The 14664-nt window shown below is 71.5% G+C and carries 13 protein-coding genes; 4 read left to right on the plus strand and 9 right to left on the minus strand.

Translation table 11 applies throughout. The annotated features are described in order from the left end of the window. Positions 1-7 precede the first annotated feature (7 nt). Positions 8-1015, minus strand: a complete 1008-nt coding sequence (locus ABT158_RS30050; RefSeq protein ID WP_352359041.1) for a hypothetical protein — start codon at positions 1013-1015, stop codon at positions 8-10. Positions 1016-1088: 73 nt separating this feature from the next. On the opposite strand from ABT158_RS30050, the gene ABT158_RS30055 reads away from it, so the two are divergent. Further along, positions 1089-1871, plus strand: coding sequence for a tyrosine-protein phosphatase (locus tag ABT158_RS30055; protein ID WP_352359043.1), 783 nt, complete (start codon positions 1089-1091; stop codon positions 1869-1871). Between the two features lie 21 nt (positions 1872-1892). On the opposite strand, the gene ABT158_RS30060 is transcribed toward ABT158_RS30055, so the two are convergent. Both ABT158_RS30060 and ABT158_RS30065 read right to left on the minus strand, forming a co-directional pair. Then, a complete protein-coding gene (locus ABT158_RS30060) occupies positions 1893-2933 on the minus strand; it encodes a Gfo/Idh/MocA family protein (RefSeq protein ID WP_352359045.1) in 1041 nt (346 codons plus the stop codon). A 35-nt stretch (positions 2934-2968) separates the two neighbouring features. After that, positions 2969-3868, minus strand: coding sequence for a proteasome assembly chaperone family protein (locus ABT158_RS30065; RefSeq protein WP_352359047.1), 900 nt, complete (start codon positions 3866-3868; stop codon positions 2969-2971). 617 nt (positions 3869-4485) lie between these two features. Between ABT158_RS30065 and ABT158_RS30070 the strand changes: the two genes are divergently transcribed. Continuing rightward, a complete protein-coding gene (locus ABT158_RS30070) occupies positions 4486-5406 on the plus strand; it encodes a terpene synthase family protein (RefSeq protein WP_352359049.1) in 921 nt (306 codons plus the stop codon). A 10-nt stretch (positions 5407-5416) separates the two neighbouring features. Here ABT158_RS30070 and ABT158_RS30075 read toward each other — a convergent pair whose 3' ends face one another. From ABT158_RS30075 to ABT158_RS30085, 3 genes are all read right to left on the minus strand, one after another. Continuing rightward, positions 5417-7537, minus strand: a complete 2121-nt coding sequence (locus tag ABT158_RS30075; RefSeq protein ID WP_352359051.1) for an ATP-binding protein — start codon at positions 7535-7537, stop codon at positions 5417-5419. 395 nt (positions 7538-7932) lie between these two features. Further along, positions 7933-8754 (minus strand): MBL fold metallo-hydrolase, encoded by an 822-nt coding sequence (locus tag ABT158_RS30080; protein ID WP_352359053.1) that lies wholly within the window; start codon positions 8752-8754, stop codon positions 7933-7935. A gap of 64 nt (positions 8755-8818) precedes the next feature. Then, on the minus strand, positions 8819-9199 hold the full coding sequence (locus ABT158_RS30085) for a nuclear transport factor 2 family protein (protein WP_352359055.1): 381 nt from the start codon (positions 9197-9199) through the stop codon (positions 8819-8821). Between the two features lie 88 nt (positions 9200-9287). Between ABT158_RS30085 and ABT158_RS30090 the strand changes: the two genes are divergently transcribed. Next, on the plus strand, positions 9288-10079 hold the full coding sequence (locus tag ABT158_RS30090) for a helix-turn-helix domain-containing protein (protein WP_352359057.1): 792 nt from the start codon (positions 9288-9290) through the stop codon (positions 10077-10079). 149 nt (positions 10080-10228) lie between these two features. Next, positions 10229-10705, plus strand: a complete 477-nt coding sequence (locus ABT158_RS30095) for a VOC family protein (protein ID WP_352359059.1) — start codon at positions 10229-10231, stop codon at positions 10703-10705. Here the strand turns inward: ABT158_RS30095 and ABT158_RS30100 are convergent. The 3 genes from ABT158_RS30100 to ABT158_RS30110 are packed head-to-tail and all read right to left on the minus strand — an operon-like array spanning position 10698 to position 14663. Beyond that, positions 10698-11546, minus strand: coding sequence for an ABC transporter permease (locus ABT158_RS30100; RefSeq protein ID WP_352359061.1), 849 nt, complete (start codon positions 11544-11546; stop codon positions 10698-10700). The genes ABT158_RS30095 and ABT158_RS30100 overlap by 8 nt on opposite strands. Then, positions 11543-14209, minus strand: a complete 2667-nt coding sequence (locus ABT158_RS30105; protein ID WP_352359063.1) for a CocE/NonD family hydrolase — start codon at positions 14207-14209, stop codon at positions 11543-11545. Before ABT158_RS30105 ends, ABT158_RS30100 begins: the two co-directional genes overlap by 4 nt. A gap of 46 nt (positions 14210-14255) precedes the next feature. Next, a complete protein-coding gene (locus tag ABT158_RS30110) occupies positions 14256-14663 on the minus strand; it encodes a PaaI family thioesterase (RefSeq protein WP_352359065.1) in 408 nt (135 codons plus the stop codon). Position 14664 lies beyond the last annotated feature (1 nt).

Genomic DNA, 14664 nt, shown 5'->3' on the forward strand with positions numbered 1-14664 from the left:
ACGGGGGTCAGGAGTCGCGCGAGGGGTGTCGCTGCGGGCCGGTCGCGCCGCGATCGTGCCGGTCACGCGGGCCGGTCGTGCGGTGCGCGGCGCGGTCGTGCCCGCCGGTGCGGGGGCCGAGCGCGCCGCTGCCGTAGGCGTCGCTGAAGGGGCTTCTCAGCAGCTCGCCCGCCGCCTGCCTGGCCTGCAGCACGCTCTCCTCGAACAGCTTGCGCACGTGCGCCGCCTGGTCGGACAGCTCCCTGATGCGTTCGTGCGCCAGCTCGTCCCGTACGGTGTCGGCGAGGAGCTGCTGGTACTCGGGGGTCTTGGCGGCCAGCGCCTCCAGGCGTCTGTGCGCGTGGTACACCTTGTCGGCCTTGAGCACCTGCTTGGCGTACTTCTCCAGGTGGCGTACGCGGTGCGAGAGCGAGGTCCAGGCGGCGTCGAGGGCGCTGGTGTACGGCTTGAAGGCGTCCTCCATGCCCGGCGGCAGCTCGCGGGGGATGAGCCTGCCCTGCTCGGCGTGCATCGACGACAGCCGGCGCAGCCGGTGGGCGATCTGCCAGACCTCCTCGGGCAGCGACACCTGGTTCTCCACCGAGTCGATCAGCCCGGCCTTGTGCACCTTGGAGTTGAGCACGGCCGTGGCCGCGTCCTGGGCGCGGCGCAGCAGCACCTGGCAGGGACGGTCGAGGTCCTCGGGCAGGACGTAGCGGTCGGCGTGGGTGGTGGCCAGGCGTAGTCGTCGTTTGACGACCCGGTGGGAGCTGTCCAACGCCATCCACCGGATCAGGGCGATCAGCCCCATGCCGAGCCCGGCCACGAAGACGACCTCGGGCTGGCCGGTCACGATCAGGACCAACATCAGCAGGGCCGGAAGCGCGAAGAGCAGGGCGGGGCTGAAGCTGGGATCCATCCGCCTGCCGGAACGGGCCATATGAAGGATGTGCGGGCTCGACCGCAACTCGACCGAGACGTCCGGGGGCAGCGATGGATCGATCACCAGCCGGGGAGGCAGCGCGCGTGGATCCATACGTTCATGCTGCGTTATGAACAAGGAATCCGCTCATGATTGGCCGACATATAAGGTCGAAGTAATGGATGAGATGACAAGATGGATTGATCTGGAAGGCGCCGTCAACGTACGTGACCTGGGCGAACTTCCCACCCGTGACGGCGGGCTCACCCGCCGCGGCCGGATCTTCCGAGCCGACAACCTGCAGGGCCTCACCCCGGCGGACGTGTCGCTCCTGGTGGGCGAGCTGAACCTGCGCCACGTCGTGGACCTGCGCTCGACCGCCGAGGTCAACCTGGAGGGCCCCGGCCCGCTGACCCGGGTGCCGGAGGTGACCCACCACCACCTGACGCTGTTCGCCGAGGGCGGCAGGCACACCGACGTCGAGGCCGACTCCATCGACGCCGACCGCGTGCTGCCCTGGCAGGAACGGGACGTCGACGAGGAACTGCGCGTGACCGGCTTCTACTTCGGCTACCTGCGCGACCGTCCGGACGCCGTCGTGGCGGCCCTGCGCGCCATGGCCCTCGACGACGGCGCCGCGCTGGTGCACTGCGCGGCGGGCAAGGATCGCACCGGCGTGCTGTCGGCGCTGGCGCTGGAGGTCGCCGGGGCCACCCGCGAGGCCATCGTGCGGGACTACGTGGCCACGGGCGAGCGCCTGGAGCTGATACTCAAGCGCCTGCGCGCCAGCGACACCTACCGGGACGACCTCGACTCCCGCCCGGCGGACGACCACAGGCCCAGGGCCCGCTACATCGAGCAGTTCCTCAAGGTGCTGGACGACCGCTTCGACGGCCCGATGGGCTGGCTGCGCGGCCACGGCTGGACCGACGCCGACGACGCGGCCCTGCGCGCCCGCCTGCGCGACTGATCGGCACGATCGGCTCAGCTGTCAGCCCAGGTGGACGACCATGCGCTGGGCGGCCGACAGATGGGCGGCCTCGATGACGGCCAGCGTGTCGATCGAGCCGCGCGGGTCGACCGGCGGCGGCGCGCCCTCGCGCAGGGCGCGTTCCACCCCGCGGTAGAAGTCGAGGTACGCGCCCGGCTCGGTGGGAACGGGCCGGGCGTCGTCGTCGGTGCCCAGCAGGCCCCAGCGGCTCTCCTCGTCGGCGCCGAAACCGGGGGAGTCGGGGGTCAGGCCCGCTCGCAGGCGCTCCTCCTGCACGTCCATGCCGTGCTTGACGTACGCGCCCGCCGAGCCCAGCACCCGCAGCCGCGGCCCGGGCCGGGCCGCCACCGAACTGGCCCACAGGTGGGAACGCACCCCGCCCGCGTGCCGCAGCGCGATGAACGTGTCGTCGTCGGAGGCCACGCCGGGCCGCCGCACGTCGCTCTCGCAGTAGACCTCGTGCGCCGGGCCGAACAGCTGCAGCGCCTGGTCGATCAGGTGGCTGCCCAGGTCGTAGAGCAGGCCGCCGATCTCCTCCGCGCCGCCGGTCTCCCGCCAGCCGCCCTTGGGCACCGGCCGCCAGCGCTCGAACCTCGACTCGTAGCGCAGCACGTCGCCGAGCCGCCCCTCGGCGATCAGCCGCCGCACGGTGCGGAAGTCGCCGTCCCAGCGCCGGTTCTGGAACACCGTCAGCATGACGCCGGCCTGCTCGGCCAGCCGGACCAGCTCGCGGGCCTCCTCGGCGGTGCGGGCGACCGGTTTGTCCACGACGACGGGCAGACCCTCGGCGAGCGCGGCGGCGGCCATGCTCACGTGCGTGCGGTTGGGGGAGGCGACCACCACGAGGTCGCTGTGCTCCCACAACTCACGCACGTCCGGCACGCCGGCCGCGCCGTACCGGTGGGCCACCTCGGCCTGCCGCTCCGGATTGCGCGTGACGACCGCAGACAGCCGCAGGCCCGGAGTGGCGTGGACGAGCGGGGCGTGGAAGTACGCGCCCGCGGTGCCGTATCCGATCAGGCCGACCCGGATCTCGCTCATCCGCCCAGGTTAGCCGGTACGGCCCGGCCCGCCCGTCACTCGTCGTCGCGTTCGGCCAGGAAACGTTCGAACTGGGCGGCCAGCTCGTCGCCCGTGGGCATGGGGGTCGTCTCGGCCATCAGGTTCTGCCGTTCCGTGCCGCCCGCGAACGCGTCGTACTGCTGCTCCAGCCCGCTGATGGCGGTCGACAGCTCCGAGGACGCCTGGATCTGCTCCTCGATCTCCGCCGTCGTGCGGTGGGCCGCGTCGCGCAGCGCCTCCATCGGGAACACCAGGCCGGTGCCCCGCGTCACCGCCTCCAGCCCGGTCACCGCCGCCGTCGGGTACTCCGCCTGCGACAGGTAGTGCGGCACGTGCACCGCGTACCCGACCGCGTCGTGCCCCTGCGCGCCCAGCCGCAGCTCCAGCAGCGCGGCCGCGCTCCCCGGAACCTGGACCCGGCCGAAGGCGCTGGTCTGGGAGTTGATCAGCTCGGGCCGGCTGGCGTGCATGGTGATGCCCAGCGGACGCGTGTGCGGCACCGCCATCGGGATGCCGTGCAGCGTGACGATCTTGCTCACCTTCAGCCGGTCCAGCAGCTCTCCCACCGCGCGGGTGAACAGCTCCCATTCCCGGTCCGGCTCCGGGCCGCTCATCAACAGGAACGGCGTGCCCGTGGCGTCATGGGCGACATGGACGGCGAGCTCGGGGCTCTCACACTCGACCCAGCGGTCGGTGTCGAAGGTCATGATGGGCCGCCGCGACCGGTAGTCGAGCAACCGGTCCACGTCGAACGTCGCCACGACCCGGTGCTCCAGCTCGGCCAGCAGGTGGCCCAGCGCGAGGCGTCCGGCGCCGCCCGCGTCGACGAATCCGTCGAAGTGGTACAGCAACACCGGATCGGTCAGCTCGGGCGCGTCGTCTGCGAGCCTGTAGAGATCCTTCGGGTCGAACACGGTTGGACAGCCTTTCCCTAGGTACTCTTCCCCAGAACCTATGGCGAGTCGGATCGATTCCGCGCAAGGCACCCTATCGAGGCACAATCCGGCATCCGGTCGGAGGCGGGGGTCCGCCCTGGCCGGCGCGGCGGCTCCAGGATGTCGTCCGCCGGTGCCGGAGGCTGGCGTTCCGGTCAATCTCGCCCTCATCAAAGGTGACATTTTGCTGATGGTGGCGGCCGATCATGGTCGCGCGGGGCCCGGTGAATGATCGTCGCGTCTGGATCCGGCTGCGGCCGCGCCTGCGATCGCGCGCGCGGGCCGCTTCCCGGGGACGGGTTCACCCGGGAGTCGGCCGTGGTCAGAGCGCTGCCGGAGACGGGAGCCGATCAGCGGGACGGCGTCCTGTCGGCATTGGACCCGGCCTGAATGTTGGCAAATGCCCAGTTTATCCACCGGTTCCCTTGGAGGGATCCATAGTGTGAAAAAGGCATTAAAGGGCTCCAAGTTGTCGAGTGTGGCCTTTTGAACAGCCGATCGTCATGCTGAAGGGCGTGGCAACTTCTGCGCATTCCTTCAGTAGGCGACCGCTCCACATCCCTCCGCTCCCGTGCCCGTTCCCCAACGAGATCAACGTGCACGCCACGGAGGTCGACGCGGAGAGCCATACGTGGCTGGCCGCCTCCAACATGCTCAAGGACGCCGACACCATCGAGCACTTCCGGCGTTCCAAGATCGGCCTGCTCGCCGCGCGTACCAACCCCGAGGTCCCGCGCGACAGCCTCCGGCTGATCAACGACTGGTACAACTGGCTCTTCGCGTTCGACGACGCCTTCTGTGAGGGAGAGCTGATGGGCCACCGGGCCTCCGCGCTCGCCCGCGCCCTGCCGCCGCTCCTGGAGATCCTGGACGACCGCAGAAAGCCCGACGACGACGACCCCTTCGGGCTCGCCCTCAACGAACTCCTCCACCGCATCGTCTCCACCTCCACCCCGGCGCAGGTGGACCGGTGGCGCATCACGGTCAAGGAGTACCTGTTCGCCCAGATCTGGGAGGCGGCCAACCGCGAGGCCGACCTGATCCCCACCCCGCAGGACTACATCCTGATGCGCCGCATCACCGGAGCCACCTACACCTGCTTCGCCCTCATCGACGCCGGCGGCGGCTACCGCCTCGAGGCCGAGGAATGGCACCATCCCGACGTACGGATGTTGTCGGACCTGGCCTGCGACCTCATCGGCTGGGACAACGACCTGCTCTCCTACGCCAAGGAGTGCGACAACGACAAGGCCCGGCACAACCTTGTCACCGTGCTGGCCACCCACCGGAACCTCACCCTCCAGGACGCCCTCCTGGAGGTCTCCGACATGCACAACCAGGCGCTCGCCGCCTTCCTCGACCGGCGCGCGGCCCTGGAGAAGTGGGCCACGCCGCCCGTCCGCACGTACGTCCGCGGCCTTGAGCACTGGGTACGCGGGCACATCGAGTTCTCGCTCGGCAGCGCGCGTTACGTGCACGCGTGGCCGGAGGGGACTTGCTGGCCCCAGGCCGTGTGAGGCCCCGGGATCAGTCCTCGGCCGGGGCGTCCAGGTCGCCGAGCGCGAGCGTGGACGCCTCGTCGAGGTCGAGGCGGGCGCCGTTCTCGAAGGCGTTCTTGTAGGCCAGCTCGCCCATCATCGACTTGCAGTCCTCGACGCACGCGTCGTGGTCGTCGGTCAGAAACGGGGCGCCCATCTGCGGCAGGCCGGCCGTCCGCCAGTTCTGCTGCAACGCGCCCAGCAGCTTGGCCGCCGCCGGCGCCTGCTTGAGCGCGATGAGGATGCGCGCGGTCGTCTCCAGCACCAGCAGCGTGCCCAGCGTGTCGTGGAAGTGCCGCTTGATCCGCAGGCCCTCGCGGGCGTTGTGCAGCGCCTCGCCCGGCCTGCCGGTCGCGAGCCTCGTGCGCGACATCGCCCACTGGGCGTACGAGCTGACCCACAGCTCGCCGCGCTCCCGGCACACCTGAAGGCAGTCCTGGAGCAGCGACTCGGCCTCGAACAGCTCGCCCTGCGCCGACAACACCAGCGACAGCTCGACGATCGCGGGCAGCAGGCCCGGGTTGAGCTCCTTGTTGTCGGTGTTGAACTCGATCGCCACGCCCAGCAGCGCGCTGGCCTTCTGCAGGTCGCCCTGGAGCAGCGCGGCCGTGCCCTGCATCTTCGAGGCCAGGATCACCGCCCTGGAGTCGCCCACCCGGACGGCCTCCGTGCTGCACTGCTCGGCCGCCGCCAGCGCGCCCTCGCTGTCACCCTGCGCGCTGCGCACGTAGGACAGCACCCACAGGGCCTTGCAACGCTCCTTGCTCGGCGAGGGGTTGGCCTCCAGCGCGCGTTCGAGGTACAGCCGCCCCTCCCGGACGAAACCGCAGCACACCCACATGAACCACAACGACGCCAGCAGCGTGAGCGCCGAGGCGCTGCGCATGGACGAGGACAACGCGTGCTCCAGCGCGACCCGCACGTTGTCGTGCTCCTGACGCATGCGCACGAACCAGTAGATCTGCCGCGGACCCGACCACGCGTCTTCGCTGCGCTGGGCCAGGCTCAGGTAGTACTCCAGGTGGCGCTGCCGCATCTGCTGGGCCTGGCCGAGCTTGTCCAGCCACTCCTCGCCGTACTCGGCCAGCGTGTCGATCAGCTTGTAGCGGACGCCGGAGTGGTGGCTCCTGATCATCAGGATCGACTTCTCCACCAGCCCGGTGACCAGATCCGTGATGTCCTCCGAGGGCAGGCGCCCGTCGGAGCAGACGAACCTGGCCGCGTCGAGCTCGAAGTCGCCGGCGAACACCGACAGCCGCGCCCACAGCAGCCGCTCGGCGGGCTCGCACAGCTCGTGACTCCAGCCGATCGCCGCCCGCAGCGTCTGGTGGCGCGGCAGCGCCGTACGGCTCGCGCCGGCCAGCAGGCTGAACCGGTCGGCCAGCAGCCCGAGGATCTGCTCCACCGACAGGGCGCGCAGCCGCACCGCCGCCAGCTCGATCGCCAGCGGGATGCCGTCGAGCCTGCGGCACAGCTCGGCCACCGCGCCGATGTTGTCCTCGTCGAGCTGGAAGTCGGGCACGACCGCCCCGGCCCGCAGCGCGAACAACTGCACCGACTCGTTGGTGAACAGGTTCTCCGTCGGGTCGTCGCCGGGCACCACCAGCGGCGGCACCGGCACCACCTGTTCGTACGGCAGGTGCAGCGACTGCCTGCTCGTGGCCAGCACCTTCAGGTTGGGCGCGGCCTCCAGCAGCTCGTGGACCAGCTCGGCGCAGCCCTGCACGAGGTGTTCGCAGGTGTCGATGATGAGCAGCATGTCGCGTTCGCCGACCCACTCCGACAACGACTCCGACTCCGCCCGCGAGGACTGGTCGGCGATGCCGAGCGCCGAGGCGATCGTGTGCTTGACCATGCCCGCGTCCTGCAGCCGGGCCAGGTCGGCGAACCACACGCCGTCGGGGTACTGCGTGCGGACCTGGTGCGCCAGCCGCAGCACCGTGCGCGACTTGCCCACCCCGCCGATGCCGGTGACGGTCACCAGCCGGGACTCGGCGAGATGCCGCTTGAGGTTGGCGAGTAACCGGGTCCGCCCCACGAAGCTGGTGAGCTCCGCCGGTAGATTGCCTTCTCTCCGCCAGCCTGTAGGGGTGGCCATGCGCAGCCTCACGGGGGATCGGCGACACCTGCCCTGGCATCGTACCGCCGGGCGCAAGGGCTGTCCGTGGAGCCGGGAAGACGACCGGTGTTGGTTTGTACGTCTCGGTAGCATGTTTTCCGTGGACGAATTTCTCCCGGAGCAGACTTCGGACGACACCGACCTCGGCTGGGGCGACTGGCGTGACGCCGACGCCGACGCCTTCTACCTCGACAACAAGCCTCCGCACTGGGGCTGACCTGGCCGCCCGCGCCGCCCTGTGGCCGGGCGCCCGCCTTCCTTGGCCTCGGCCGTCATCGAATCGGCCCGCCTGATCCCCCTTTCCGGCCCACCGCACCCGGGCCCGCCCTATCCCGGTACGCCCCCTTGTGCCCCGCCGAATCCCGCTCGCCGGTCTCAACGGATCGTCAGCCGTTCGTGGGCTGAGCGAACGTCGGCGGCAGGCCGCGTCGAAGGACGCCGAGCGGCCTCCGAAGCCGCCACGCCGCTGCCGGGCGGCAGTGCTCGGTTACCCGCCGACGCCACCCGCGCGGACCGTCGCGCTGACCTGGGCCGGTGAGGTGCGCCAGGGGGCGCCGTGTCCGGGAAGCACCCAGGACGCCGGCAGCCGGGCGATCCGGTCGAGGGAGTCGAGTGCCTGGGCCGGGTCGTCGGTGAAGGGGGGCCGGCTGGGGGCCTTCGCGTCCGGTGAGGACGTGCCGGGTGGTCAGGGCGTCCCCGACGAAGACGGCGTCGGCGAGCGGGACGTGCACCGCCACGCTCCCGGGCGAGTGCCCCGGCATGCCCACGATCACCGGGCTCCCGGGCAGGTCCAGGACGTCGCCGTCGCCGATCTCGGTGACTTCGCCGACGTGGCGGGTGCGCAGCCCGTTCTTGCGGATGGAGTACCCCAGGAAGCCGAGCGCCGGACCGAGCCGTACCGGCCCGACCGCCACCTTGGGCTTCTGGCCGGTACGGGCGCGGACGGCGTCGGCGGCGTGCACGAACACCGGCACCCCGTGCTCGCTGCGCAGGCGTTCGGCGAAACCGAGGTGGTCGGAGTCGCCGTGGGTCAGGACGAGTCCGCGGATGTCGTCCACGGACCTGCCGAGGGAACGGAGTTCGCGCCGCAGATCCCGCCAGTGGCCGGGCAGTCCGGCGTCGATCAGGGTGATGCCCTCGTCGGTGTCGACGAGATAGCAGGCCACGACGTCGTTGCCGAGGCGGTGCAGATGGGGAGCGAGTTTCATGGAACCTCCGGCGCCGGTGCGCCGATCGTGGAACGGGTGGACGTCTGCCGCACGCGCCTCGCCATCAGAACATTCCGTGCGGAACCTGCGCCGCGTCCGGCACCGGCTGCACCACGTCCCAGTGCTCGACGATCTGGCCGCCGGCCAGCCGCCAGATGTCGACGACGGCGACGCCGCGCGGGTCGTCGTCCGTGGTCATGAGGTAGTGCGTCACCACGTGATCGTCGTCGGCGACGACCCGCTTGAGGTCGAGCCGGGCACGCGCCACGGGAGCCTCGGCGATGTGGGCGATGAACGCGTCCCGCCCGGACGGGTTGCCCGGGCTGTGCTCGACGAAGTCCTCGTGCAGGAGCGTGCGGAGCACGTCGACGTCCCCGGCCGCGAACCGGGTGAAGCCGTCGAGGACCAGGTGCTTGTTGCGGGTGGTCGTGCTGCTGTCGTTCATGGGGGACACCGTCGCAGCGCGCGCCCGGCGGTGTCGATTACATGGCATGTAATCGCGCAGGTCAGCGGGTTGCGGCGATAATCGCCGGATGAACCAGGACCGGCCGATCGGCGAGTTGCTGCGCGAGTGGCGGCACCGCAGGGGGCTCAGCCAGCTCGATCTGGCGCTGCAGGCGGACGTGTCCGCCAGGCACGTCAGCTTCGTGGAGACGGGACGGACCATTCCCAGCAGTGCGATGGTGCTGCGCCTGGCCGAGCATCTGGGCGTCCCGCTGCGGGAACGCAACCGCCTGCTGGTCGCGGCCGGGCACGCGCCCGTCGTCCGCGAACGGCCGATGAAGGACCCGCACCTGGCCTCGGCGCGGAACGTCCTGGAGCGGATCCTGCGCGGGCACGAGCCGTATCCGGCGCTGGCCGTGGACCGGCGCTGGAACCTGCTGTTCGCCAACTCGGCGATCGACGTCTTCCTGGAAGGCGTCGACGCGGCGCTGCTGCGGCCGCCGGTCAACATGATGCGGCTCGGTCTGCACCCGGGCGGGTTCGCGTCCCGGCTGCTCAACCTCGGGCAGGTCCGCGGATTCCTGCTGCCCCGGCTCGCCCGCCAGGTGGCGCAGAGCGGTGACGCCGAACTGAGCGCGCTGTACGAGGAGGTGCTGTCCTACGGCCCGGCAGGCGATCCGCGGCCACCGGATCCGGCCGAGATCGCGCTGCCCATCCGCATCCGCCACCGCGGCGCGGAGTTGTGTTTCATCAACACCATCACGACGTTCGGCGCGGCCTTCGACGTCACGCTGGAGGAGCTGGCCATCGAGGCGTACTTCCCGGCCGACGACGACACCGCCCGCTTCTTCAGGACGGCGGCCACAGAACCCTCTGCCTGATCCCGTCCGTGCCGGACGTCTCAGATCTTTTCCGAAATTCTTCGGGACGCGTGTCGATCCGCCCCCGTCCCGTTCGACGCGTCGATGAAAGGAAGGGGACGGGCACGGACCCGGCCCCCGCGACACGTCTCGAAAGGACGACCGGCGACATGCAGAAGATCACGACCTACCTGTGGTTCGACAACCAGGCCGAAGAGGCGGCCGAGTTCTACACCTCGATCTTCGCCGACTCCCGCATCCTGGAGGTCCAGCGCTACGCCGAGGGCGGCCCCGGGCCCGCCGGGCAGGCCATGGTGGTCTCCTTCGAGCTGGCCGGGCAGCGTTTCCTCGCCCTGAACGGCGGCCCGCAGTTCACCTTCACCGAGGCGATCTCCCTCTACGTCGACTGCGGCTCCCAGGAGGAGGTCGACGACCTGTGGGCCAGGCTCACCGACGGCGGCGAGGAGTCGCAGTGCGGCTGGCTGAAGGACCGGTACGGCCTGTCGTGGCAGATCGTCCCGAGGGCGCTGCAGGAGCTGATGAGCGTGCCGGACCCGGCCGCCGCCCAGCGGGTCGTGCAGGCCATGCTGGGCATGCGGAAGATCGAGATCAGGGGCCTGGAGGACGCCGCCAAGGGCATCAGCTGACCACGTCCTTGCGCCGGAACCTGCGGAAGGCCACGGCGATCAGGATCGCGGCATAGGTGATCGACACCGAGGCGCCCTTGGCCATCCCGCTCCAGTCGAGCTCGGGGGCCAGGGCGTCCAGCCACGCGTTGTTCCAGAACGTCGGCAGGAACTCGCGCAGCGTGCCCAGCGCCTCGACCGCCTGCAGGATGGTGCACACGATCCACAGGCCCACCGCCCCGCCCACCGCGCCGAGCGGCGAGTCGGTCACCGTGGAGACGAGGAACGCCAGGGCCGCCACGACGAGCTGGCTGACCAGGGCGTAACCGATCACGATGCCGAACCGGGGCAGCACGTCGAGCGCCGGGATCGTCTCGCCGGTGCCGGGCACCTGGATGTCGTGCCAGCCGAACGCGACCGTGCCGGCCAGCAGCGCCATCAGCGGCAGGCAGATCACCGCCGCCGCCGAGAAGCCGAGCGCCACGATGAGCTTCTGGCGCAGCAGGCGGTCGCGCGGGACCGGCGCGGCCAGCAGGTAACGCAACGACGACCAGTTGGCCTCGGCGGCCACCGTGTCGCCGCAGAACAGGGCGACCGCCACCACCAGCAGGAAGCTCGCCGACACCGACAGGGCGAACGCCGCGAAGTTCAGGCCGCTCGCGGTGGCCAGGTCGCTGATCCGCACCGACGACTGCCCCTGGTTGCCGGACTGCGGCCCGAACTGGAACGCGATCACCAGCACCCACGGCAACGCCAGCAGCAGCCCGAACATGACCAGCGTCCGCCGCCGCTTGAACTGCCTGACGATCTCCACGCGCAGCGGCAGCGTGCGGCGCGGCGCGTAGCCGGGCGCGGCGGTCATGATCTGTCTCCGATGAGGTCGAGGAACACGTCTTCCAGGCGCGGACCGCCGTGCCCGTTGCCGTTGCCCGCCGCCGAGCTCAGCAGCCGCGACACGGGCCCGGTGGAGACCAGCCGGCCGCGGTGCATGACGACCACGTGGCTGCAGGTCTGCTCCACCTCCGCCAGCATGTGGCTGGAGACGATGACGGTACGGCCGTCACGCGCGTAGCGCTTGAGCACCTCGCGCATCTCCCGGATCTGGGGCGGGTCGAGACCGTTGGTGGGCTCGTCGAGCACCAGCAGGTCGGGCAGGCCGAGCATGGCCTGGGCGATGGCCAGCCGCTGGCGCATGCCCTGGGAGTAGGTGCGCACCGCGCGGTCGAGCGCCTTGCCCAGGCCCGCGATCTCCAGCGCCTCCTCGAAGTGGGCGTCGGCGGCGGGACGGCCGGTGGCGGCCCAGTAGAGCTCGATGTTGTCGCGGCCGGACAGGTGGGGCAGGAACCCGGGGCCCTCCACGAACGAGCCCAGCCTGGACAACACGGGCGCACCGGGCGTGACGGGGTCGCCGAAGATCCGGATCTCGCCGGAGTCGGGGCGGATCAGGCCCATCATCATCCGCATCGTGGTCGTCTTGCCGGCGCCGTTGGGGCCGAGGAGGCCGAGCACCTGGCCCTGCTCGACCCGGAACGACAGCCCGTCGACGGCCCGCTCGCCGTTGCGGTACGCCTTGGTCAGCCCGACGATCTCCAACGGCACCTCCCGCCCGCCGTCACCGCCCGGCACCTCCCGCCCGCCGTCACCGCCCGGCGCCTCACGCCCGCCGTCACCGCCCGGCGCCTCCGACGCCCCGTCGCCGGTCGCGCTCACGTCGGCCTTCGCGGCCGAGCCGCGGCCCGAGGGACGGCCGGTGGCCAGGAGGAGGGCGGCGGCGAGAACGGCGGCCAGCGGCATCGCCCACACCCACCAGGCCACGCCGGTCGGCGGCGCGGCGAGCGTGCGGACCGTAGGGACGGCCAGCGCGGGCGAGGCCAGGGAGACGCCGAACGCGGCGGGCTCGGCCGGGGTCGCGAACCCCATGTCCGTGGTGGTCACGACCAGCCGCAGCCGGTGGCCCACGGCGAACCGGTGGTCGACGGCCGGCAGGGTGACCGTGGCCTCGGCCGAGCCGGCCCCCTCGGGGATCGTGACCCGGAACGGCGCCACCAGCCCGGCAGGCAGCGCGGGCGGCTGGACGGCGTCGGCGACGTCGTAGAGCTTGGCGAACAGGGTCGCCTGGCCCTTGCCCGACACCTTGACCTTGACCGTGGGGCTGCCGGTGAGCTGGAGCGGGGCGGTGAGCGGCGGCGACTCGAACGCCGCGCTCTGGCCGGGCATGTCGATGGACACGCCCGCGCCGCCGCCCTGGCCGCTCAGCAGCCCCCCGACGCCGGGAACGGTCGAGATCGAGGCGGGGGCGCCGCCGGGCGGGTTGACGACGTTCTGCTCGGGGCCGGCAAGTTGCACCGTGGCGGTGTCGGTGCCGGCCAGGCCGGGGTAGGCGGCGGCCTCGGGGTGGAGCCTGATGCGCTGGCGGGTGCCGGGGTCGCGGCCGCCGTCGCGGGTGACGGTGAACGCGCTCACCGCGGGCGCGGCCTCGCGCTTGAGATGGCGGGCGAACCAGGCCGAGGACTGGTCGTAGAGCCAGTCGGCCTCGCCGTTGCCGCCGTCGTGCCCGCCGTCGAACCAGGCCATGCTCACCGGCGTGCCGGCGGCGGCGATGGCCCGGGCGTTGGCGTCGGCGTGGGCGAGCGGGAACAGGGAGTCGCGCTGGCCCTGGAGCAGCAGGGTGGGCGCCTTGATCCGGCCGGCCACGGTGACCGGGCTGGATCTGCGCAGCAGCGCGACGGCCTCGGGCGTGGCCCGGCCGTCTTCGGCGACCTGCTGGTAGATGGCGCAGATCGCCGGCAGGAAGCGGCCGCACCTGGCCTGCTCGACGGTCAGCGGGGCGGCGGCCTCGCGGCGTGACTGGGCGGCGAAGGTGTCGAGGGAGACGCCCTGGCCGAAGAAGATGCCCGCCCACATGCGCTTGAAGACGCCGTCGGCCACGCCCTGCCCGATCGCGGCCTGGGCGCCCGTGGCGGAGCCGGCTGCGGCGTTGGGGAAGAGGGCGTCGGCCAGGTCGGCCCAGGTGATCTGCGGGACGATGGCGTCGACGCGCTGGTCGTAGGCGGCGGCCATCAGGGCGATGGCCCCGCCGTACGAGCCGCCCGTGATGCCCACGCGCGGGTCGCCGGCGGCGTCGAGCTGCACCTCGGGCCGCCTGGCCAGCCAGTCGACGAGCTGCTTGACGTCTTTGACCTCGTAGTCGGGCGAGTTGAGCGCGATCTCGCCCGTGGAGCGGCCGAAACCGCGCGCGGACCAGGTCAGCACGGCGTAGCCGTCCTGGGCCAGGCGGGCGGCCTGCTGGCGGACGCTCTGCTTGCTGCCGCCGAACCCGTGGGCGACCAGCACGGCGGGCGCCTTCCCGCCGCCGGCGGGCGGGAAGAACGTGGCGTCGAGCTCCACCCGCTGGTCGTCGGCGGGCCCGTCGACGACCGTGATCCGCTGGTCCTGACCGCGAGCCTCCGCGGCGGACGGCCACACCAGCCACGTCGTCACCCCGATGACGGCGAGCACCGCGACCAGCGCGGCCACACGTTTCATGGCGGTGAGCCTACTTTCCGCACCTGAGAGATCCCTGAGACGGCCCTCAGCCGAGGATCGCGTAGACGGTCGAGGCGTGCGCGGCCGGGCCGCCGTCGCCGTCGGGCGTCAGCGTGACCTCCGAGAAGGCCAGCGAGCGCCCCAGCTTGGTGACGCGCACGTCGAGCAGCACGTCGCGGCCCACCACCGGCCGCTGGAACGTGGTCGACTGCTGCACGGTGGTCATCGGCACGAACCCGCCCCTGGCGGCGGAGATCGCGACGACGGTGGCGGTGTCGGCGGCGGCCATCATCGCCTGGCCGCACAACCCGCCGCCTTCCCTGGCCAGAGAGTCGGACCAGGGAAGCCGGACGAGGGCGTGGCGCTCGCCCACCTCCTCCACCCGCAGCCCGAGCTCCTGGATCCAGGGAGCGAAGTATTGCCGGAGAATCGCCTGTGCGTCTTCTGGAGTCACG

It is taken from the genome of Nonomuraea sp. NPDC001636 (assembly GCF_040298265.1).
Lineage (GTDB): Bacteria > Actinomycetota > Actinomycetes > Streptosporangiales > Streptosporangiaceae > Nonomuraea.